The sequence below is a fragment of the Staphylococcus arlettae genome, assembly GCF_025560845.1.
Classification (GTDB): domain Bacteria; phylum Bacillota; class Bacilli; order Staphylococcales; family Staphylococcaceae; genus Staphylococcus; species Staphylococcus arlettae.
This window is the reverse complement of record NZ_CP094803.1, coordinates 1,688,482-1,712,588: the sequence shown is the minus strand read 5'-3', so window position 1 is coordinate 1,712,588 and position 24,107 is coordinate 1,688,482. Positions and strand designations below refer to the sequence as shown.

Sequence of the window (24,107 nt, the reverse complement as noted above, 5' to 3'; positions counted from 1 at the left end):
AAATGGTTAGCACAATTAATGGTAAGCTTTTTGCCGATATGATAATACAAGGGGCGCAAAACTTATCAAAACATGCAGACTTAGTGGATTCACTCAACGTGTATCCTGTTCCTGATGGTGATACGGGGACAAATATGAATTTAACAATGACTTCAGGAAGAGAAGCAGTCGAGCACAATTCATCCAATCATATAGGAGCATTAGGAAAAACATTTTCAAAAGGGCTCTTAATGGGTGCGCGAGGTAATTCAGGTGTGATTTTATCCCAAATTTTCAGAGGTTTTTGTAAGGCACTTGAAGAAAACGAAGAAATCAATGCACAACAACTCGCTGAAAGTATACAGGCTGGTGTTGACACAGCTTATAAAGCAATCATGAAGCCAGTTGAGGGGACAATATTAACTGTAGCTAAAGATGCTGGCAGTGCAGCAATTGATAAAGCACAATCGACAGAAGATTGTTTGGAACTTATGTCTTTCGTTGTAGAAAGTGCCAAAGAATCTTTAGATAATACACCTAATTTACTACCAGTATTAAAAGAAGTAGGTGTAGTTGATAGTGGCGGTAAAGGCTTAGTATTGGTCTATGAAGGATTTTTAGCGGCTTTAAAAGGTGAAACTATAGAAGATAATAGCCAAAAAATAGACGCTGAATCATTAGTGACTGAAGCACATGATTTTCATGGTGTGATAAATACTGAGGATATCGTTTACGGTTACTGTACTGAGATGATGGTTAAATTTGATGAACAAGCTAAAACATTTGATGAAAATGAGTTTAGAGAAGATATGAGTCAATTTGGCGATTCATTATTAGTAATTAATGATGATGAAATTGTAAAAGTTCATGTACATACTGAAAAACCTGGTGATGTATTTAATTATGGTCAGCAATACGGCGAATTAATTAAATTGAAATCCGAAAATATGCGTGAACAACATCGAGAGGTAATTAAAAAAGAACAAAACAACCAAACAGCTCAAACTGAAACTACCACTTCTAACGTAGAAACTGCAGTTATTACGATTTCTATGGGTGAAGGTATCTCTGAGTTATTCAAATCGATGGGTGCTACACATGTAATTCATGGTGGTCAAACGATGAATCCATCTACGCAGGATATCATTGATGTGATTAAACAATCAAATTGTAAACGTGCGTTGATTTTACCTAATAACAAAAATATTCAAATGGCTAGTGAACAAGCAGCAGATATTGTAGATGTAGAAGCACTTGTAGTGCCTACACGTTCAATTCCACAAGGCATTGCAGCGCTGTTTAATTATGATAAAGAAGATACGTTAACTGACAATAAAAAACGTATGCTTGAATCATTATCTGTAGTTAAATCCGGTGCAATTACTTACGCGGTAAGAGATACTACAATTGATGGTGTGGAAATTAAAAAAGATGCATTTATGGGCTTAGCAGAAGACAAAATTGTGACAAGTAATGTTGAGCAAAATATAGCGGTTCAACAATTACTACAAGACATGATTGAAGAGGACAGCGAAATCATTACTATTATTGCAGGAGCAGAGGCTGATGATGATACGACTGCAGCCATTGAACAATGGTTAGAAGCGGAATACCCAGAAATAGAAATGGATTTACATCATGGTCAGCAACCAGTATATCCTTATTTATTTTCAGTGGAATAAATTAAAAGGTAGCTGGTACAGTATCTTTTAATAATATGGTTTTGTTTAAATTAGTCTTTTAGGCGTTTAAATCATAACAAGATACTGGTTAGGGCGGGAATAGGAAATCAATTTTTGTTGGATTTGATTTCACTTCCGCTCTTTTTTGTGCTGTTTATTTAAAGTTTCATCGTTGAGCAATGGTTGAAGTAGCATTATGAATAAGCATTATAACCAGTTTCGGTTTATAAAAGCTTACTCTCTTGTTATAATAATGTAGCATTAGGAAATGTAAGCGCAACACTTTAGAAACATTAAAATTAAGAGTGGGGTATAATTATGAAATATAAAAGTGTATTTGATATTATAGGTCCGACTATGGTTGGACCATCATCGTCACATACTGCAGGTGCTGTAAGAATTGGTTTAGTAGCCAAAGACTTATTTGGTCAAGTACCAAAACAAGTAGATATATATTTATATGGTTCTTTCATGGAAACGTATCAAGGGCATGGTACGGACGTTGCACTTGTAGGTGGCTTATTAGGTTATGATACAGATGATGATCGTATTAAAAGTAGTTTACAAACAGCAGAAGAGGTCGGAATGAAAGTAAACTTCATAGAAATGGCAGAAGAACGCTCACATCCCAACACTGCTATTCTAAATATGCGTGATGGTGAAAAAGAAATTTCTGTAGAAGGTGTGTCTATTGGTGGAGGAAAAATAGAAGTAGTGGCGATCAATGGCTTTAATATCGCTATCAGTGGTAATTATCCAGCACTACTAGTCTTCCATAAAGATACATTTGGTACGATAGGGCGTGTTGCGAATATTCTTGGGGATTCGAGCATTAACGTTGGTAGCATGCAAGTCTCAAGAAAAGAAAAAGGCGATCAGGCATTAATGACTTGCGAATTAGACGATGCTATAAACGAAGATATTATAGAAAAAATTAAAAACGTCGATGGTGTAGTGACTGTTTCACTCATGGGCGACGCCTAATGGAGGTATAGCATGTTTAAAAGTGTAAAGGAATTAGTGGAAATTTGTGAAACAGAAAATAAAAAAATTCATGAAGTAATGTTAGAACAAGAAATGAGTATCACTGGACTAACAGCTGATGAAGTATATGCAAATATGGATAAAAACTTACAAACTATGGAAAATGCATTGGATGAAGGACTTGAGGGCGTGACATCAACTACTGGTTTAACTGGTGGTGATGCAGTACTTATTAAAAATTATATTGCTAGTGGTCAATCATTAGCAGGTAATACACTCTTAGATGCAGTAAGCAAAGCAGTTGCTACAAATGAAGTTAATGCTGCTATGGGCAAAATTTGTGCTACACCAACTGCAGGTTCTGCTGGTGTCGTTCCAGGTGTATTATTTGGTTTGAAACCGAGATTAAATCCTTCAAGAAAAGATATGCTAAATTTCTTGTTAACATCGGGTGCTTTTGGTTTTGTTGTAGCTAATAATGCATCAATTTCTGGTGCAGCAGGTGGTTGTCAAGCAGAAGTAGGGTCTGCAGCAGCAATGGCAGCCGGTGCTACAGTAGAATTAGCTGGAGGTACGCCACAACAATCGGCCGAAGCTTTTGCAATTTGTTTGAAAAATATGCTAGGTTTAGTATGTGACCCTGTCGCTGGGTTGGTAGAAGTACCTTGTGTAAAACGTAATGCAGCGGGTGCATCAAATGCGATAGTTTCAGCAGATATGGCACTTGCTGGAGTTACATCAAGAATACCGACCGATGAGGTTATTGAAGCAATGTATAAAATTGGACAAACAATGCCTTCAGCTTTACGTGAAACTGGACGTGGTGGTTTAGCTGGAACACCTACAGGGCAACGTTTAAAACAAGAAATATTTGGTGATTAATTATGACAAAAGTCAATTTAATAGAGAGCCCGTATCCCTTAACTAAAATAAAAGATTTAGGGCCGAAGCGTTTGGCAGTATTAAATGAATTGAATATCCATACAGTTGAAGATTTAATTTTATATTTACCAATGCGCTATGAAGATAATACTGTAATTGACTTAAATCAAGCAGATGATCAATCTATGGTGACAGTTGTGGGTGAAGTTTATTCAACACCAACTGTCGCTTTTTTTGGTCGCAATAAGTCAAAGTTAACTGTACATATAATGGTCAATCAAATTGCTGTTAAATGTGTATTTTTTAATCAACCCTATTTAAAGAAAAAAATTGAGTTACATCAAATGGTCACTATTAAAGGGAAGTGGCAACGTAATAAACAGGAAATTAATGGCACTCGTATGTTCTTTCAACAAAGTAATACAGAAGAAGAACAATTTGAACCTGTTTATCGGATAAAAGAAGGTATCAAGCAAAAACCATTACGTGAGATGATTCGTCAAGTATTACAAGATGTTACTATTCACGAATGGCTGTCAGATGAACTAAGAAAGAAATACAAGTTGGAGTCGTTGTCTGACACGTTAAAAGCTTTACATTTTGCAAAAGATAAACAGTCATTGATGAAAGCACGTCGAACGTATGCATTTACTGAATTATTCATGTTTGAATTACGTATGCAATGGTTAAACCGCTTAGAAAAATCTTCGGATGAAGCAGTTGAAGTAGAATATAATATTACGTTAGTCAAACAATTTATTGAACGCTTACCTTTTGAATTAACAGATGCGCAAAAAAATAGTGTGAATGAAATTTTTCGTGATTTAAAGGCACCTATTCGAATGCACAGACTACTGCAAGGTGATGTGGGATCAGGCAAAACTGTGGTTGCTGCAATTTGTATGTACGCCTTAAAAACGGCCGGCTATCAATCTGCGTTAATGGTACCGACTGAAATATTAGCTGAACAACATGCAGAAAGTTTAGTTCAGTTATTTGGTGATACTATGAATGTAGCTTTATTGACAGGTTCAGTAAAAGGGAAAAAACGAAAATTATTGTTAGAGCAATTAAAAGCAGGAGAGATAGATTGTTTAATTGGGACACATGCTTTGATTCAAGATGATGTTGTTTTCCAACAAGTTGGTTTAGTGATTACCGATGAACAGCATCGTTTTGGAGTGAATCAACGCCAATTATTACGCGAAAAAGGCGCTATGACTAATGTATTATTCATGACTGCGACGCCTATTCCTCGTACATTAGCTATTTCTGTATTCGGTGAAATGGATGTCTCATCAATTAAACAGTTACCAAAAGGACGAAAACCTATCATCACTTCATGGTCAAAACATGAAGCATATGAACAAGTTCTAAATCAAATGACAGCAGAATTACAGAAAGGTCGACAAGCATATGTCATATGCCCACTCATTGAGAGTTCTGAGCATTTAGAAGATGTTCAAAATGTTGTTGCCTTGTTTGGATCATTGCAACAATATTATGGTGAACAACGTGTAGGCTTATTACATGGAAAGTTGACTGCGGACGAAAAAGATACTGTAATGCAGCGGTTTAGTAATCATGAAATTGATATTTTAGTATCGACGACAGTAGTAGAAGTAGGTGTGAATGTACCTAATGCTACATTCATGATGATATACGACGCCGACCGTTTTGGACTGTCGACGCTTCATCAGTTACGTGGTCGTGTAGGACGAAGTGAACATCAAAGTTACTGTGTATTAATTGCCTCTCCAAAAACTGAAACAGGGATAGAACGTATGACAATTATGACACAAACAACAGATGGTTTTGAATTAAGTGAGAGAGATTTAGAAATGCGCGGACCAGGTGACTTTTTTGGAGTAAAACAAAGTGGCTTGCCTGACTTTTTAGTTGCTAATGTTGTAGAGGACTATAAAATGTTAGAAGTTGCGAGAGATGAAGCTGGTGAGCTGATACAATCAGGAGCGTTTTTTACTGATGCGTACACCCATTTAAGAGTATTTATCGAAGAAAACTTATTACATACCAGTTTTGATTAAATAATAATAACTAGAGGCTAGGACAAATTTTTGTCCTAGCCTCTAGTATTAATTAATATTATGACTCTGTGACACCTACATCATTCCATGCTTTGTCTACAGCGTCTACTTCTGAGCTATCTTCTCCATAAAGTTCTGTTGCGGCTTTAGTTAATGCGATTTTCGCATCTACAAAGTTAGAATTAGAACTTAAGTATTGTGTTAAAGCTAGATAATAAATTTCTTGAGCTTTGTCTTTACCAATTGCTTTAATAGTTAAATAACCAGCTTTATTTGGAATACCACTATTTGTATGGACGCCGCCATTATCATCAGTACCTGTATAATATTGATCCATATGTGCAGGTTGATTATAATCTTCCGGATTGGATAAACTTCTTAAAGCATCACCGTCTTTACCTGGAGTATATATATCTTCACCCAACAACCAATTTTCCGGATCTACAAAGTACCCAAAGACATCAGAAAATGATTCGTTTAATGCACCTGATTGATCTTGATAAGTTAATTGAGCTGTTTTTTCAGTAACGGCGTGTGTTAATTCGTGTGCTACAACATCTTTAGATCCAGAAAATGGTGCGAATTGCTCACCATCTCCATCACCATAAATCATAAATTGTCCAGTCCAAGCCGCATTATTATAATCCTTACCATAATTTACAATGGATTGTATTTTTGCGCCGTTATTATCATAACTATCTCTATCAAAATTATTTAAGTAATAATCATAAACCTTATTAGCATAAAAATGTGCATCGACACCTGCACGTTGTTTTTGGTCAGTGAATTCTGCAGAATCATTTAATATTTCATTATAGTTGATTTCACTTTGATTTGCGGTAAAAGTTTCAATTGCACCATTATGTGTTGTATCTAAAAGAGAATATTTATTATTTGCTTTATCAATATGTAAAGGTTTCTTAGTATCTCCATTCACACCCGTACCACTGCCTTCAGTAGCAACATTTTCAATGACGTTTTGTTTTTTGATAACTTCGCCTGTTTGTGCATCAATTTGTATTTTCCAATGTGCAGGTTTAGGATCGATATAATTTAAGTCAATGTTATAAACTAAACGCTGTTTGTCACTGTTAATTGTTAGTTCATTATTACTCACGATGTCATAGCCTTTTGCGTTTTTAACTTTATCTTGGGATTGATTAATTGCGTCAAAGGCTTTTGTAACTGCACTGTCTTTTGACAGTTTAGCTGTATTGTCGGCTGTGATATGTGGCTTATCAATGCTACCATTAATTAAAGATACATTATTATTTTTGTCGATATGAACTTTAATCGTACTATCTTCAACTGTGACTCCATCTACTTTTGGCTTTAAACTGTAGTGCGTTGTACCATTTTTATCTTGTTGTTGATTAATAACTTTATATTGAGCGAATGGATTTTTGACCTGAGCTTCTTTGTGCTTTTTCGATGAATGTTCAATGATTTGCTGTGCGTTATTTTGCAATAATTGCTCTACATCACTACTATTTGATATTGCTTTTTGTCCAACTTCTTTTTGGAGTTGTTGACCTTTCAAACTGTTACTTTTAGTTAATGATTCAGCATGAATACTATTATTTGAAAGTAAAGCAACAGCCGAAAATGAAACTAATGATAAAGATATAAATTTTTTCATTACTAGCCTCCGTAACTTCAGTGGTCTGAATTTTTGTATAAACATTTTCACATTTAAAGTAAAATTAAAAAGTGAAATTAAATAAATTGTACGTTTATATTATTTGGAATTCAATAGAAAGACAAAAAGAAATCAAAAAAATTAGAATTTTTCATAAAATTTAATGGTGGAAAATTTTAGAGTGCTCATGGTAGGAATTTTCGTTTTTAGCAAATTTTGATAAACTATGCTACATAATTGTTGAGGATTAGAAATAGAAAGTGTTATGATATGTGAGGAATGTTTAAGACTTGGTACTAAATAACAGGAGGGTTCGCCATGAAATTAAAAAAACAGGCAAGACAAGAAGCAATCAAAAATGAAATTGAACGCAACCCTTTTATTACAGATAATGCTTTAAGCGATAAATTTGCAGTGAGCATTCAAACGATTCGTTTAGACCGTACGCAATTGAATATTCCTGAACTTAGAAAACGTATTAAACATGTAGCTAAAGAAAATCATGATAGAATTCGCTCCATTGATGGCAGTGAAATCATTGGGGATGTAATAAATGTAGAGCCAAATAAGCAAGCTGTGTCGATGATTAATATAGGCGAAGACTCAGTATTTTCGCGGAACTATATTGCTCGAGGCCATGTGTTATTTGCTCAAGCAAATTCCCTGTGTGTTGCATTAATACATAAACCTATTGTTTTAACTAGAGAAAGTAAGGTAACATTTTTAAAACCAGTAAAATTAAATGATGTGGTAACCGCAGAAGCTTTTGTTATCAATAATGACCATAAATATTATGAAATTGAAGTAAAATCATACGTAAAAGAGCAACAAGTTTTTGGTGGCACCTTTAAAATGTATTATACAAGTGAGGATGAAGGAAATGGTTAAAATTGCGATTGATATGATGGGTGGAGACGATGCTCCTCACATCGTGCTTGAAGCTGTAGAACAAGCAGTGAAAGATTTTGAAGATTTAGAAATCATTTTATTTGGAGATGAACAGCAAAATACAATTCAACACGATCGTGTTGATTTTCGCCATTGTAGTGAAGAAATTACGATGGAAGACGAACCCGTACGTGCAATTAAAAAGAAAAAAGATAGCTCAATGGTGCGCATGGCAAAAGCTGTTAAATCAGGTGAAGCTGATGGCTGTGTTTCGGCCGGTAATACAGGTGCTTTAATGTCGGCTGGTTTATTTGTAGTAGGACGTATTAAAGGCGTTTCTAGACCAGCATTAGTATTAACATTACCAACAATTTCTGGTAAAGGTTTCGTATTTATGGATGTAGGTGCCAATGCAGAAGCTAAACCAGAACATCTATTACAATATGCGCAATTAGGTAATATATATGCGCAAAAAATTAGAGGCATTAAACAACCTTCAGTAGGGCTATTAAATATTGGCACAGAAGCTGCAAAAGGGAATTCGTTAACAAAAACTACTTTTAATTTAATGGAATCCCAAAATGAGTTCAATTTTAGTGGTAACGTTGAAGCTAAAAGTTTAATGGAAGATGCAGCTGATGTTGTTGTCACAGATGGGTACACTGGAAATATGATTTTGAAAAATCTCGAAGGTGTAGCTAAAGCTTTTGGTAAAATGTTTAAACAAACGTTACTAAGTAGTTTTAAAAATAAATTGGCAGCATTGGTCTTACGCAAAGATTTAACACAACTAACACAAAAAATGGACTATGCTGAATATGGAGGTTCAGTATTGCTCGGAATTGATGGTATTGTGGTTAAAGCACATGGTAGCTCAAGTGCCAAAGCCTTTTATTCAGCTATTAAACAAGCGAAAATAGCAGGTGAACAAGAGATTGTCAAAACAATGAGAGAAACGGTTGGTGAAGCATAAATGGGTAAAACAGCAATTATTTTTCCAGGTCAGGGATCACAAAAAGTTGGTATGGGTCAAGACTTATACAATGTGGATGATTCTGCTACAAACATCTTAAACCAGGCACAAACTGCTTTAGATTTTGATGTATTAGAAACAATGTTCACAGATTCAGAAGATAAATTGGGCCAAACAGAAAACACACAACCAGCATTATTAACGCATAGTGTAGCGTTACATGCAGCATTAAATGACATTGATGCAGATTTTACTATGGGTCATAGCCTTGGTGAATATTCAAGTTTAGTAGCAAGTGGTGTATTGCAATTCGAAGACGCAGTTAAAATTGTAAGAAAACGTGGCCAGTTAATGTCTGAAGCATTTCCTAATGGTGTAGGTAGTATGGCAGCAGTACTTGGCTTAAATTACGAAGAAGTTGATAAAATTTGTCAGTCATTATCTTCATCTGAAGAGTTAATTGAACCTGCAAATATAAATGCGCCAGGACAAATTGTTGTGTCAGGACATAAATCGTTAATTGACAAGCTTGTAGCTGAAGGAAAAGAACTAGGTGCCAAAAGAGTAATGCCTTTAGCTGTTTCAGGACCATTTCACTCATCTATGATGAACGTGATTGAAGCACAATTTTCAGAGTACATTAATCAATTTGAATGGCACGACGCTGCATTTCCAGTCGTTCAAAATGTCAATGCTAAACCAGCTACAGATGCAGCAACGATTAAACAAAATATGATCCAACAATTATATTCACCAGTACAATTTATCCAATCAACAGAATGGTTAATTGAACAAGGTGTAGATCATTTTATTGAAATTGGTCCTGGTAAAGTATTATCTGGGTTAATTAAAAAAATCAACAGAGATGTTAAATTAACTTCTATTCAAACAATTGATGACGTAAAAGGATGGGTTGAACATGAGTAAAAGTGCATTAGTAACAGGAGCATCTAGAGGTATTGGTCGTAGTATAGCACTACAACTTGCCGAGGAAGGATATAATGTAGCAGTCAATTACGCAGGTAGTAAAGATAAAGCAGATGCAGTTGTTGAAGAAATTAAAGCTAAAAATGTAGATAGTTTTGCAATTCAAGCAAATGTTGCTAACGGTGATGAAGTTAAAGCAATGATTAAAGAAGTTGTGAGTCAATTCGGTTCAGTGGATGTACTAGTAAACAATGCTGGTATTACACGTGATAATTTATTGATGCGTATGAAAGAACAAGAGTGGGACGATGTCATAGATACAAACTTAAAAGGTGTCTTCAATTGTATCCAAAAAGTAACACCTCAGATGTTGAGACAAAAAAGTGGCGCAATCATTAATTTATCAAGCGTTGTTGGTGCTTTAGGTAATCCTGGTCAAGCGAATTATGTAGCAACTAAAGCAGGTGTTATAGGATTGACAAAATCATCTGCACGAGAACTTGCATCTAGAAATATTACAGTTAATGCAGTGGCACCGGGCTTTATAGTTTCTGACATGACTGATGCTTTAAGTGATGAACTTAAAGATCAAATGTTAGAACAAATCCCATTATCACGTTTTGGTGAAGATACAGATATCGCTAACACAGTAGCATTTTTAGCGTCAGATAAAGCAAAATATATTACTGGACAAACGATACATGTAAATGGTGGCATGTATATGGACTAATATTAGTCCTTTATATATGACATATAAGCTTGTCATTTTGCCCATTGTGTTTCTAAATACTACTTGTATTTCATAGGATAAAATGGGAAAATAAAAAGGTCTATCCTTAGACCTTAAAAGGAGGTGAATCGACGTGGAAAACTTCGACAAAGTAAAAGATATCATCGTTGACCGTTTAGGTGTAGATGCTGACAAAGTTACTGCTGAAGCATCATTTAAAGACGATTTAGGCGCTGACTCACTTGATATTGCTGAATTAGTTATGGAATTAGAAGATGAATTTGGTACTGAAATTCCAGATGAAGAAGCTGAAAAAATCAACACTGTTGGTGACGCTGTTAACTTTATTAACAGTCTTGAAAAATAATAAATTAAAATCTGAGCCACATTTACATGGCTCAGATTTTTTTCGTACAAACATTTATAAACTAAAGTAAGATGTATTTCATTAAATCAAGTATAGAAAGAATCATGAATATCTTAGTTTTCTCTTTAGTTTTGGAAGAAATTAACGTAAAATCTACTGTGTATGACTTATTTATGTTTACTAGGAGGTAGTGTATTGACCAACAACAAAAAGATAGATATGGTTAAAGATTTTAGAGAGAGATTTCAACACAAGATGACTGAATTAAACCTACAATATAATAATGTCGAATTGTATCAACAAGCATTCTCTCACTCAAGTTTTATAAATGATTTTAATATGAATCGTTTAGAACATAATGAACGTTTAGAATTTTTAGGAGATGCGGTATTAGAATTGACGGTTTCACGTTATTTGTTTGATAAATACCCTGAGTTACCAGAAGGGAATTTAACGAAAATGCGTGCCACAATAGTTTGTGAACCCTCACTTGTAATATTTGCCAAAAAAATACGACTAAATGATTTGATTTTATTAGGTAAAGGCGAAGAAAAAACAGGGGGACGTTTGCGCCCTTCACTTGTTTCCGATGCGTTTGAAGCTTTTGTAGGTGCATTATATCTTGATCAAGGATTGGATTCAGTGTGGTATTTTGCTGAACGGATTATTTTCCCATTTGTTGAAGCTGATGTATTAGATGGTGTCGTAGATTTTAAAACGCAATTCCAAGAGTTTGTACACCAACAAAATAAAGGTGACGTAACGTATCGACTCATTAATGAAGAAGGTCCAGCGCACCACAGGTTATTTACATCTGAAGTTATTTTAGAAGATACAGCTGTAGCTGAAGGAAAAGGTAAAACAAAAAAAGAATCTGAACAAAAAGCAGCTGAAAAAGCATATAAAACAATGAAAAGTAAGTTGTCATTATAAAAGTAACCAACTGAACACTAGGTGAAATTGAAATGACTTATTAAGGAGAATAGCATGGTATATTTAAAGTCGATAGACGCATTTGGTTTTAAGTCATTCGCTGAACATACAAATGTTGAATTTGATGAAGGTGTAACAGCGATTGTAGGCCCAAATGGTAGCGGTAAAAGTAATATAACTGATGCAATTAAATGGGTATTAGGGGAACAATCAGCGAAATCTTTACGTGGCGCAAAAATGGAAGATATTATTTTTTCAGGAGCGGAACATCGTAAAGCACAAAACTATGCAGAAGTAAGATTAAGACTAGACAATCACTCTGGTAAATTGCAAGTTGACCAAGATGAAATAACCGTTACACGTCGTTTATATCGGAGCGGAGAAAGTGAATATTATTTAAATAATGATAGGGCGAGATTGAAAGATATCATTGACCTGTTTTTAGACTCTGGTTTAGGGAAAGAAGCATTTAGTATTATTTCACAAGGTCGTGTAGATGAAATTTTGAATGCCAAACCTATTGACCGTAGACAAATATTAGAAGAGTCAGCAGGTGTGCTCAAATATAAAAAACGTAAAGCCGCGTCAGTTCAAAAACTAGATCAAACTGAAGATAATTTGAACAGAGTAGAAGATATATTATATGACTTAGAAGGTCGAGTAGAACCTTTACGTGAAGAAGCGGCGATTGCGAAAGAATATAAGCATTTAACTAAAGAAATGGAACAAAGTGATGTAATAGTCACGGTACACGATATTGAAAGTTATAACCAAAATATTAATGAATTAGATACAACATTAAATCAACTTAAAAGTAAACAAGAGGCTAAAGAAGCTGAAAAATCACAACATGCACGTACTATCGAAAAAAATAAAGGCGAAAGATACCGATTAGATGAAGTTATCGAGTCGTTAAATCAGCGATTAGTCGATGCAACAGAGGCAGTAGAAAAATATAACGGACAATTAAACGTATTAGAAGAGCGCCAAAAAAACCAATCAGCAACGAATGCAAGATTTGAAGAAGAACAAGCTAATTTAGCAGATCAAATAGCGCAATTAGAAGAAGAAAAAACGCAAGCACAAGATCAGTTGCAAACTTTAGTAACAAAACAGAAAGACTTAACTACTGAAATTAACAAATATGAGTCCCAACTTTATGTAACTGATGAGCAACATGACGAGAAATTAGAAGAAATTAAAGACCAATATTATACGCTCATCTCTGAACAATCAGATGTGAACAATGACATACGGTTTTTAGAACATACCATTCAAGAAAATGAAACAAAACAATCGCGTCTTGATTCAAGATTACTTGATGTCTATGAACAATTGAAAACAATTCAAGCAGATATTACACAAACACAACAAAATTTTGATGAAGCACAAGGCAAGTTGAAAAAAGTTGAACGAGATTTATCGCAGTGTGAGCAACAGCTAACACAAACGAAAGCACAGCAAAAAGAATATGAAGATAAGTTACATCAAGCTTATCGTTACAATGAGAAGTTGAAATCTAGAATTGATAGTTTAGCTACTCAACAAGAAGAATACAGCTTTTTCTTTAATGGTGTAAAACATATTTTAAAAGCAAAAAATGACAAATTAACTGGAATTCATGGTGCAGTAGCTGATGTCATTCAAGTACCATCACAGCTTACAAAAGCGATAGAAACAGCTTTAGGTGCATCGTTGCAACATGTCATCGTAAACTCAGAAAAAGATGGTCGTGCGGCGATACAATACTTAAAGCAACAAGGATTAGGGCGTGCAACATTTTTACCACTTAATGTCATACAACCAAGACACCTTGCTACAGATATTTATCGTACTGCACAACAAGCAACAGGATTTATGTCAGTAGCGGCAGAAGCAATTAACACCGACCAACAATACGAAAAAGTCATTCAAAACCTTTTAGGCAATACGATTATTGTAGACGATTTAAAAAATGCGAACGCATTAGCACGAGATATTAAATATCGTACACGTATCGTGACGCTAGAAGGTGATATTGTTAATCCAGGTGGTTCTATGACTGGTGGCGGTGACAGAAAATCAAAAAGTATATTAGCACAAAAAGATGAGCTAACAACTTTACGTCAGCAACTGTCCGACTATCAACAACAAACCACTACTTTTGAACAACAATATAAAGCGTTGAAAACACAATCTGATGAATTGAGTGAGCAGTATTTTACTTATAGTAAAGACTATAATGAGGTGAAAAAAGTTGCTTATGAATATGAATTGGAATTAGATAAATTACGTAAAAGTGAAGCGCATATTAAAAATGAACACGAAGAATTCGAGTTTGAAAAAAATGATGGTTATCAAAGTGAAACGAGCAAAGCAACGTTACAAAATAAGAAAAAACGTTTGGCCGAAATTACAGAAGCGTTAGCACAACTAGAAAATGATATCGAAGTCTATACTAAGTTATCAAAAGAAGGTAAAGAAAGTGTTACGCAAATGCAGCAGCAATTGCATCAAAAACAATCAGATATGGCTGTAGTCAAAGAAAGACTTAAAGGGCAACGCCAAACTGTTGAACGTATCGACAAGCAGTTACAATCTGCTACGGAACAGCAATCAAAAATTGAAGAACAAATTGCCTTCTTCAACTCTGAAGATATGACGGGTCAAAAAGCATTTGATAATGTACGTAAAAATATAGAACAAAGTAAAGCCGAAAAAGAACAGTTTACGGAACAGCTTAATGATGTAAAAGCGCAACGTGTGACTATCAATGAAGAAATAGAGGCTAACGATATTAAATTGGAAGAAGCTAATAGAGATATTTTATCCATCGAAAATCGTTACCAAGACATCAAAGCTGAACAATCACGACTAGATGTATTAATTAATCACGCAATTGATCATTTATCTGAACAATATCAATTAACATTTGAACGTGCACGAGACTTATATGATAATGAAGAAGAAATCGAAACACTACGTAAAAAAGTTAAATTAACGAAAATGTCAATTGAAGAATTGGGCAATGTTAATTTAAATGCGATTGAACAATTTGAAGAAATTAATGAGCGTTATACATTTTTAAATGAACAACGTACAGATTTAAGAGAAGCAAAAACTACTCTTGAGCAAATTATTACGGAAATGGATCAAGAAGTTAAAGACCGCTTTAAAGAAACATTTCATGCAGTACAAGGTCATTTTGAGGAAGTATTTAAAACTTTATTCGGTGGTGGACAAGCAGAATTAAGATTAACAGATGATGATTATTTAGCAGCAGGTGTCGACATTATAGTCCAACCGCCAGGGAAAAAATTACAGCATTTATCCTTACTAAGTGGTGGAGAGCGTGCGCTAAGTGCGATTGCTTTATTATTTGCAATATTAAAAGTACGTTCAGCACCATTTGTTATACTTGATGAAGTAGAGGCCGCACTAGATGAGGCAAATGTGATTCGCTATGCTAATTATTTAAAAAATCTGTCTGATCAAACACAGTTTATTGTAATTACACATAGAAAAGGCACGATGGAATATTCAGATCGTTTGTATGGTGTTACGATGCAAGAATCAGGTGTGTCTAAATTAGTAAGCGTTAATCTTAATACGATCGATGACGTCATGAAGGAGGAACAGTTATGAGTTTTTTTAAACGATTAAAAGATAAATTTACAGGTTCGGAACAACAAAACGAAACACTTGATGAACAAGAACTACAGCAAGATGAAACACTGGATACTCAAGAACAAACAACTGATGAAACAAAGAAAAAGCCTAAAAAATTAAAAGAAGCTGACTTTGATGAAGATGGTCTAATATCGATTGAAGACTTTGAAGAGATCGAAGCTCAACGTTTAGGTGCGAAATTTAAAGCTGGTTTAGAAAAATCACGACAAAACTTCCAAGAACAATTAAATACTTTAATCGCACGATATCGTAAAGTTGATGAAGATTTCTTCGAAGCTTTAGAAGAAATGCTCATAACTGCTGATGTTGGTTTTAATACAGTAATGGAACTTGTTGATGAGTTACGTGATGAAGCACGAAAACGTAATATCCAAGAAACAGAAGATTTACGTGAAGTAATTGTTGAAAAAATAGTAGAAATTTACCATCAAAATGATGATCAATCTGAAGCTATGGATTTACAAGATGGAAGACTTAACGTTATTCTAATGGTTGGTGTTAATGGTGTAGGTAAAACAACAACAATTGGTAAGCTAGCACATCGTTATCAAGCAGAAGGTAAAAAAGTTATGCTTGCTGCTGGAGATACTTTTAGAGCGGGAGCAATTGAGCAACTCAAAGTATGGGGAGAACGTGTTGGTGTAGAGGTCGTTAGTCAAGCAGAAGGTTCTGACCCTGCGGCAGTTATGTATGATGCGATTAACGCTGCTAAAAATAAAGATGTAGATATATTAATTTGTGATACAGCTGGTCGTTTGCAAAATAAATCCAATTTAATGAATGAATTGGAAAAAGTAAAAAGAGTCATCGGACGTTCTATTCCAGAAGCACCACACGAAGTATTATTGTGTTTGGATGCTACTACTGGACAAAATGCCTTATCTCAAGCAAAATCATTTAAAGACGTAACTAATGTAACAGGAATAGTATTGACTAAGTTAGATGGAACAGCCAAAGGTGGTATTGTGTTAGCTATACGTAATGAGTTGCACATTCCAGTTAAATATGTCGGATTAGGTGAAAAACTAGATGACTTACAACCGTTTAACCCTGAAAGTTATGTTTATGGCTTATTCGCAGATATGATTGAAGAAAATGTGGAAGAACTACCAGCAGAAGATACTTCTGATGATGTTACCGATGATGAGGGTCAATCACATGACACAAAATGATTTAATTAAAACTATTCGAATGAATTATTTATTTGATTTTTACCAAGCGTTGTTAACTGAAAAACAGCGTAATTACTTGCAAATGTTTTACTTAGAGGATTATTCTTTAAGTGAAATTGCAGATACTTTTAATGTGAGTAGACAAGCTGTTTATGATAATATTAGAAGAACTGGCGATTTAGTTGAAGATTATGAAACTAAATTAGGACTTTATCGTAATTTTGAAAAGCGAAAAGACTTATATGACCAAATTAAACAACACAGTGATAATGCAGAGCGTGTTTTATCATATATTAAACAATTAGAAGAAATTGATGAATAGAGGAGGGATTCGATATGGCGTTTGAAGGATTATCCGATCGTTTACAAGATACGATGCAAAAAATCCGCGGCAAAGGAAAAGTAACAGAAGCCGATATTAAGATGATGATGCGCGAAGTTCGACTCGCATTGTTAGAAGCCGACGTTAACTTTAAAGTTGTAAAAGACTTTGTCAAAACAGTGTCAGATCGAGCACTAGGATCAGATGTAATGAAATCATTAACACCTGGTCAGCAAGTGATTAAAATAGTTCAAGATGAATTAACCCAGTTAATGGGTGGCGAAAATTCAACTATTACAATGGCCAATAAGCCACCAACAGTAGTTATGATGGTAGGTTTACAAGGTGCAGGTAAAACAACAACAGCAGGTAAATTAGCTTTACTTATGCGCAAAAAATATAATAAAAAACCGATGTTAGTTGCAGCAGACATCTATCGACCTGCAGCAATTGATCAATTGCAAACAGTAGGTAAGCAACTAGATGTACCAGTCTATAGCGAAGGCGATCAAGTAAAGCCTCAAGAAATTGTGGAAAATGCCTTACAACATGCTAAAGAAGAACATTTAGATTTCGTAATCATTGATACAGCAGGTAGATTGCATATTGATGAAGCTTTAATGGATGAATTACAAGATGTTAAAACAATTGCGAAACCAAATGAAATCATGTTGGTTGTCGATGCTATGACTGGGCAAGATGCTGTCAATGTTGCACAATCATTTGATGAGCAATTGGAAGTTTCAGGAGTTACATTAACAAAATTAGATGGTGATACACGTGGTGGTGCAGCATTATCAATCCGCTCGGTAACGCAAAAGCCTATCAAATTTGTTGGTATGAGTGAAAAATTAGATGGCTTAGAACCATTCCACCCAGAAAGAATGGCTTCTCGTATTTTAGGTATGGGTGATGTTTTAAGCTTAATTGAAAAAGCTCAACAAGATGTCGACCAAGATAAAGCGAAAGACTTAGAGCAAAAAATGCGAAGTTCTTCGTTTACACTAGATGACTTTTTAGAACAATTAGACCAAGTGAAAAGCTTAGGACCACTTGATGATATTATGAAAATGATTCCTGGTATGAATAAAATGAAAGGATTGGATAATTTAAATATGAGCGAAAAGCAAATCGATCATATTAAAGCTATTATTCAATCTATGACACCAAATGAGCGAAATGATCCTAATACTTTAAATGTGTCGCGTAAAAAACGTATTGCTAAAGGTTCTGGACGTTCTTTACAAGAAGTGAATCGTCTTATGAAACAATTCAATGAAATGAAGAAAATGATGAAACAATTTTCTGGCGGTAAAGGTAAAAAAGGTAAGAAAAATCAAATGGAAAACATGTTAAAAGGTATGAATTTACCATTTTAAACGATGTGACTGGGACATAAATGCCATTGTCAAAATAAGAAGACGAATCCTTAATATGGATTCGTCTTTTTGATATTTAAAGCTTTACGATTTTGACCGTGCGTGCTTGCCTAGGGGTATGGTTCGAGCCTGTAGTCTCTCACACATACTATTCCCCTGGGCGTCAGCACGTTACAAAATCAGTACAATATGTATTTTGTTATTTAAAAAACAAGACACATTCGTATCATTTAATAAATATTACAAAAATAAATAAACGATGTACTTTAAGTATAAAGTTTCTCGTATGACTTAAATGACATTATCAATGAAAATTTAATTTGATATTTAAAGCTTTACGATTTTGACTGTGCATGCTTGCCTGGGGGTATGGTTCGAGCCTGTAGTCTCTCACTCATACTATTCCTCGGGCGTCAGCACGATATAAAATCGGTGCACTATGTGTTTTGTTATGCAAAAATTAGGATCTTTGAAAACAAATAAAAAGTTGAACTATAACTTGTTTTTGTATTGATGATATTGTATATACAAAATATAAATATAATATCATATTGATTTTACGTAATAAATGATGTCTCGGACTCATTATTTTAGCTCAATAGCACAAATATTATTTTCTTTTAAATAGTAAAGAGAAAACTCTTTACAACTTAACTATTAACTGGTAATATTATTTCTTGTAGAAAATAAATTATAGAAATCAAAGGAGAGAATCAAACAATGGCAGTTAAATTACGTTTAACACGTTTAGGTTCAAAAAGAAACCCATTTTATCGTATAGTAGTAGCAGACGCACGTTCACCACGTGACGGTCGAATTATCGAACAAGTAGGTACTTATAATCCAAATAATGTAAATGCTCCAGAAGTTAAAATTGACGAAGCATTAGCATTAAAATGGTTAAATGATGGTGCTAAACCAACAGATACTGTACGTAATATCTTATCTAAAGAAGGTATCATGAAAAAATTCGACGAGCAAAAATAATCGTTGATTATAAAGTGTGATATTTAAGAGTACCATATAGGGTACTCTTTTTTTATAGGCTAAAGTTGAATTTACTCATAGGCAACTGTAACAAAATATATAAACAGAGACTATAGCATGTTATAATTTACGTGATTAATAAAAGTTTGAAGATGAGTATTTTATTTCGGAGGAACATATATGAAAGTTGAAGTAGGTAAAATCGTCAATACACATGGCATTAAAGGTGAAGTAAAAGTAAAATCAAATTCAGATTTTACAGATACACGTTTTCAACCAGGCGAAATGTTAACGATAGAACAAACACACAAAGAACCAGTAATGTTAACTGTAGCATCACATCGTATGCATAAGGGCCTACATATGCTTACATTTGAAGGTATTAATAATATCAATGATATTGAGCATTTGAAAGGGCAAGTATTATTGCAAGAACGCGATCATGAGGAAATTGAGTTAGCTGAAAATGAGTTTTATTATTCAGATATTATTGGCTGTACTGTCTTTGATGATGAAGATACCCCGATAGGTAGAGTTATCGAAATTTTTGAGACAGGTGCAAATGACGTATGGGTTGTAAAAGGAGATAAAGAATATCTAATACCTTATATTGCTGATGTGGTTAAGGAAGTAGACGTGGAAGGTCGTACAATCCATATAACACCACTGGAAGGATTGTTGGATTAATGAAAATTGATTATTTGACGCTATTTCCGGAAATGTTTGATGGAATATTGAATCATTCGATTATGAAGCGAGCACAAGATAAAGGGGTCTTGCAAACGAATACTGTTAACTTTAGAGATTTTGCTGAAAATAAACACAACCAAGTAGATGATTATCCCTATGGTGGTGGACAAGGAATGGTATTGAAACCTGAGCCAGTATTTAATGCTATGCAAGCAGTTGAACATACTGAAGCAACACGTGTCATTTTAATGTGTCCACAAGGTAAACCATTTAATCAAGCGTTAGCACAAGAACTAAGTGAAGCAGAACATTTAGTATTCATTTGTGGTCATTATGAAGGTTATGATGAACGAATCCGTACACAGCTAGTAACGGATGAAGTATCTATTGGTGACTATGTTTTAACAGGTGGTGAATTGCCCGCCATGACTATGACTGATGCTATCGTTCGTTTAATACCTGGTGTATTAGGTAATCAACAATCACATGAAGACGATTCTTTTCAAGATGGTTTGCTTGAGTTTCCACAGTATACTCGTCCAAGATCGTATTTAGGACATGATGTGCCAGATGTATTGCTCTCAGGCAACCATGCACATATAGAGCAATGGAGACATGAACAAAAGCTGATTAATACTTGGGTTAAAAGACCTGATTTATTAGAACAGTATCCGTTAACAACAGAAGACCAAAAAATATTAGAAACTTATAAAAAGCAATTGAAAAAATAAATAGTCTGTGCTAATATAATTTAAGTGTGCAAAGCACGAAAATCACTATGGTCCGCTGCTATATATTTGTCAAGGCAAGAACATAGGCTGAAGGAGAGAAAAAAATGACTAATCACAAATTAATTGAAGCAGTAACTAAGTCACAATTACGCACTGATATACCTTCATTCCGTCCAGGTGATACTTTAAAAGTTCACGTACGTATTATTGAAGGTAATCGCGAACGTATCCAAGTATTCGAAGGTGTAGTTATTAAACGTCGTGGTGGCGGCGTGTCAGAAACTTTCACTGTTCGTAAAATTTCTTCAGGTGTAGGCGTGGAACGTACATTCCCTGTACACACTCCTAAAATTGAAAAAATTGAAGTTAAACGTCGCGGTAAAGTACGTCGTGCTAAATTATACTACCTACGTAGCTTACGTGGTAAAGCTGCTAGAATTCCTGAAATTCGCTAATCAGTATAAGACGAATAAAAAGACGAGCCTATATTTAGGCTCGTCTTTTTTGTGTTTAATGTTGCTTTTTGCGTACCCATATCGTGAAGCCAATACTCAATAATATGCTCAGTCCAGATATGGTAATTAATACCCAAAAATGTGGGGGTCTATAGTGTAATGTTAATTTTTCTTGACCCTTTTCAGCAGGTATTACAGTCATAATACCATTACCCTTTAGGACAGGGATTTCTTTACCATTACTTTTGGCATACATGCCATCACGATAGGCCATAGGTAATACGATATATCCTTTATCTTGTTTACGTTTCGTCACAGTATAACCATCTCGACGTTGTGCAACATCGACTTCGTTTAGAGATTGTGCGCTACGACGTAAAGTATTATAATTTTCGCCATAAATCCCTTTAATGCGATACTTATAAATACCTTGAGCTAATTTTAACTTTAAGACATCATTAGCTTTAACTCGCATAGTTACTGGGTTAACCAAGCGTCGATATTTATAATCTAATTCATTACGAGTTTGTTTATATTCATTAATGCCTACATAATGTTCTTTATTTGGTGCGAGTAACTGAATGTCTAATTCTACATACATATCTTTATACTGCTTAGCTATAGACTGTGGTAGCTTAAATTCGACACCCCCGTTATTTTTTGTAACGACAAGTTGCTTTTTATCATTTATATATGCATTTTGCATGGATTGCTCTGCTTTAGATAACAAATTATCATTAGCTTCAAATGAAGAGTTAACATATTTATCGTTATTGAATGTAACGCCTTGTAACATTGCTTGTTCTTTATCTAATGGTGATTTCAAATCAGATTGGTCGTACACTTTGTTAGTAATATGTGCACTAGGATAATCGATTTCATTTTTAGAATGTATAAATTCAGCTTTACCATCTTTTATAAGTTGATGTTCTTTAAAACCATAAGTCATATTAAGATCATTAGGACGACGTATACGATCTTTGACATTCCATAGCGACATTAAATTTGCACGGTTTGATAATAAGCGATAAGTACTATTTTTGTCTGTATGCATATTGATTTGTAATTGTTTATCGTAGTAATTTAAAATATCCCCATCAAAAATACTTGAGTATAAAGCTATACCATTAAAATGGTAAATCATCGGAGAATTCAGTCCATATTGTGACATGTAATCAATTCTGTTTAATGGATCATTTGGGTAAGACTTATTAATTGAGTCGATTTTTTGTGCTAATACTTTGCTTCGATAGGAAGAATCATCCAAATCAGCAAATGTATTTTCATATTTTTTGATGTTATTAAAATGGTAATCGTTAACGATTAAAGCTTGCTGTATTACAAATAGAGCTAAAAGTATAGGTAGTGCCCATTTTTTAGTAATAAGTGGCTTATTGTAAATCAAGCACCCAACAAAAATCATAATGATTATACACACAATCATCCAATTCATTTTCTGTGCTGTAACTGTGATTGACATAGTTACTATAATCAATAAAGCTGGTATACAAGCATATATATATGATTTTAACGTTAATTCCGCCATATATTGCACAAATAAAGCTATTAAAATAGCAGTAGTTAGTGCGAATAAATAAATCCATCTACGTTGTGGTGTTGAAAATCCATTGAACATACTATCGAAATAAGGTGTTAAAGCTCCGAGGAGCATTATCCAAGTTGCAATGGCAAACATTTTATAATAATAATGTCTGTATAATTTAAAAGCAAATAATGCAACTAAAGCAAAAGCAGTGACAGTAATATAAAAGCCATTGGAAAAGAAATGTGTTTGACGTGCAAAATCAGTAAAAAGATTAATTTCAAATTCAGGATTAGCTTTGCGATCATTATTTAAAAATGAAGATACTCCCGTATAAAATCCCCAAATAGCTACTAATGTACTTAATACTACTGCAATAGTTATCGTATAAAATTTTTGCCATCGCGTTACGATATCGTTTGGGTGTACAATACAGAGTCGATAAATAAAATAAAAACTTAAAGCAACCGCTTGAAAATAACTAAAATAAAAATTTGAAAATAACGTTAAGGCAATGGCAAAAATGAATAAGCCAAGCTTACGTTGCTTGAAATAACGTTCAATTCCTAATAAAGACAACGGTAAGAAAATGAGTAAATCACCATAAAATGACCAGGTAAAATTAAAATAAATGACAATAGTTGACGCGCCATATAGTAGGGCAGCTAAAAATACTGTGCTGAATTTTAAGTTTAAAGATCTAAAGTAATAAAAAGCTAAAGTATAAGTAACTACCGTTTTAACGAATGCAACGATGAGCTGGTTACCAGGCCAAAATCCAATGTCACTAGGATTTAAATGAAATAATTGTGTTGCTAACCATACAAAAATAAAGTTTATATATGTAAATGGAGAGGTGGCATAGTAATAAGATAAGTCTTTAACATAATCGCCACCTAATCCGAAAGAATGATCATAAAAGCTCTGGAAAGACGTAAAGTGCTCATATAGATACATTTGAAATGGCATCATCTGGCGAAACCCATCGCCATTACCGCTAAAAATAACCCCTTCAGTAAGAAAACGATAAATATAAGGTGTAAATTGCAACAAGGCAACTAAAATCCCCATTGCTATAATACAACACAAACGTGTTATTTTATTTGTCCATAATTGTTTTAACATGC

The 24,107-nt window shown here is 34.2% G+C and carries 20 protein-coding genes; 18 read left to right on the top strand and 2 right to left on the bottom strand.

Going from position 1 to position 24,107, the window contains the following annotated elements:
- The first annotated feature begins 2 nt into the window (after positions 1-2).
- The 4 genes from fakA (at position 3) to recG (ending at position 5,575) form a co-directional block, all read left to right on the top strand.
- On the top strand, positions 3-1,661 hold the full coding sequence (gene fakA / locus MUA37_RS08365; protein ID WP_002510950.1) for a fatty acid kinase catalytic subunit FakA: 1,659 nt from the start codon (positions 3-5) through the stop codon (positions 1,659-1,661).
- 318 nt (positions 1,662-1,979) lie between these two features.
- Positions 1,980-2,645: an L-serine ammonia-lyase, iron-sulfur-dependent subunit beta gene (gene sdaAB / locus MUA37_RS08360; RefSeq protein ID WP_002510951.1), complete on the top strand. Its 666-nt coding sequence runs from the start codon at positions 1,980-1,982 to the stop codon at positions 2,643-2,645.
- Positions 2,646-2,657: 12 nt separating this feature from the next.
- A complete protein-coding gene (sdaAA, locus tag MUA37_RS08355) occupies positions 2,658-3,527 on the top strand; it encodes an L-serine ammonia-lyase, iron-sulfur-dependent, subunit alpha (protein WP_002510952.1) in 870 nt (289 codons plus the stop codon).
- A gap of 2 nt (positions 3,528-3,529) precedes the next feature.
- Positions 3,530-5,575: an ATP-dependent DNA helicase RecG gene (gene recG, locus MUA37_RS08350; protein WP_262624494.1), complete on the top strand. Its 2,046-nt coding sequence runs from the start codon at positions 3,530-3,532 to the stop codon at positions 5,573-5,575.
- Between the two features lie 58 nt (positions 5,576-5,633).
- Here the strand turns inward: recG and MUA37_RS08345 are convergent, their stop codons facing one another.
- On the bottom strand, positions 5,634-7,214 hold the full coding sequence (locus MUA37_RS08345; RefSeq protein WP_002510955.1) for a M4 family metallopeptidase: 1,581 nt from the start codon (positions 7,212-7,214) through the stop codon (positions 5,634-5,636).
- Between the two features lie 318 nt (positions 7,215-7,532).
- Between MUA37_RS08345 and fapR the strand changes: the two genes are divergently transcribed.
- From fapR to rplS, 14 genes are all read left to right on the top strand, one after another.
- Positions 7,533-8,102, top strand: a complete 570-nt coding sequence (fapR, locus tag MUA37_RS08340) for a transcription factor FapR (RefSeq protein WP_142019695.1) — start codon at positions 7,533-7,535, stop codon at positions 8,100-8,102.
- Entirely contained in the window at positions 8,095-9,075 is a 981-nt protein-coding gene (gene plsX / locus MUA37_RS08335; RefSeq protein ID WP_262624493.1) for a phosphate acyltransferase PlsX, read from the top strand. The genes fapR and plsX overlap by 8 nt, the downstream gene beginning before the upstream one ends.
- The gene (gene fabD / locus MUA37_RS08330) at positions 9,076-10,002 is read left to right on the top strand and encodes an ACP S-malonyltransferase (RefSeq protein WP_002510958.1); all 927 of its coding nucleotides are present in this window, start codon (positions 9,076-9,078) and stop codon (positions 10,000-10,002) included.
- The gene (gene fabG, locus MUA37_RS08325) at positions 9,995-10,732 is read left to right on the top strand and encodes a 3-oxoacyl-[acyl-carrier-protein] reductase (protein ID WP_021458903.1); all 738 of its coding nucleotides are present in this window, start codon (positions 9,995-9,997) and stop codon (positions 10,730-10,732) included. Before fabD ends, fabG begins: the two co-directional genes overlap by 8 nt.
- A 133-nt stretch (positions 10,733-10,865) precedes the next feature.
- A complete protein-coding gene (locus tag MUA37_RS08320) occupies positions 10,866-11,099 on the top strand; it encodes an acyl carrier protein (protein WP_002510960.1) in 234 nt (77 codons plus the stop codon).
- A gap of 219 nt (positions 11,100-11,318) precedes the next feature.
- The gene (gene rnc, locus MUA37_RS08315) at positions 11,319-12,032 is read left to right on the top strand and encodes a ribonuclease III (protein ID WP_369946027.1); all 714 of its coding nucleotides are present in this window, start codon (positions 11,319-11,321) and stop codon (positions 12,030-12,032) included.
- A 54-nt stretch (positions 12,033-12,086) separates the two neighbouring features.
- A complete protein-coding gene (gene smc, locus MUA37_RS08310; RefSeq protein ID WP_107377644.1) occupies positions 12,087-15,656 on the top strand; it encodes a chromosome segregation protein SMC in 3,570 nt (1,189 codons plus the stop codon).
- Positions 15,653-16,873, top strand: coding sequence for a signal recognition particle-docking protein FtsY (gene ftsY, locus MUA37_RS08305; RefSeq protein ID WP_002510963.1), 1,221 nt, complete (start codon positions 15,653-15,655; stop codon positions 16,871-16,873). Before smc ends, ftsY begins: the two co-directional genes overlap by 4 nt.
- Positions 16,860-17,195 (top strand): putative DNA-binding protein, encoded by a 336-nt coding sequence (locus MUA37_RS08300; RefSeq protein ID WP_002510964.1) that lies wholly within the window; start codon positions 16,860-16,862, stop codon positions 17,193-17,195. Before ftsY ends, MUA37_RS08300 begins: the two co-directional genes overlap by 14 nt.
- Before the next feature lie 14 nt (positions 17,196-17,209).
- Positions 17,210-18,574 carry a signal recognition particle protein gene (ffh, locus tag MUA37_RS08295; RefSeq protein ID WP_002510965.1) on the top strand — a complete coding sequence of 455 codons (1,365 nt, stop codon included), beginning with the start codon at positions 17,210-17,212 and terminating at the stop codon, positions 18,572-18,574.
- A 720-nt stretch (positions 18,575-19,294) separates the two neighbouring features.
- Positions 19,295-19,561, top strand: coding sequence for a 30S ribosomal protein S16 (gene rpsP / locus MUA37_RS08290; protein ID WP_002510966.1), 267 nt, complete (start codon positions 19,295-19,297; stop codon positions 19,559-19,561).
- Positions 19,562-19,741: 180 nt separating this feature from the next.
- Positions 19,742-20,248, top strand: a complete 507-nt coding sequence (gene rimM, locus MUA37_RS08285) for a ribosome maturation factor RimM (protein ID WP_262624492.1) — start codon at positions 19,742-19,744, stop codon at positions 20,246-20,248.
- Entirely contained in the window at positions 20,248-20,982 is a 735-nt protein-coding gene (trmD, locus tag MUA37_RS08280) for a tRNA (guanosine(37)-N1)-methyltransferase TrmD (RefSeq protein ID WP_002510968.1), read from the top strand. The genes rimM and trmD overlap by 1 nt, the downstream gene beginning before the upstream one ends.
- Positions 20,983-21,086: 104 nt before the next feature.
- A complete protein-coding gene (rplS, locus tag MUA37_RS08275) occupies positions 21,087-21,437 on the top strand; it encodes a 50S ribosomal protein L19 (protein ID WP_002510969.1) in 351 nt (116 codons plus the stop codon).
- A 55-nt stretch (positions 21,438-21,492) separates the two neighbouring features.
- On the opposite strand, the gene MUA37_RS08270 is transcribed toward rplS, so the two are convergent.
- Positions 21,493-24,105, bottom strand: coding sequence for a YfhO family protein (locus tag MUA37_RS08270; protein WP_262624491.1), 2,613 nt, complete (start codon positions 24,103-24,105; stop codon positions 21,493-21,495).
- Positions 24,106-24,107 lie beyond the last annotated feature (2 nt).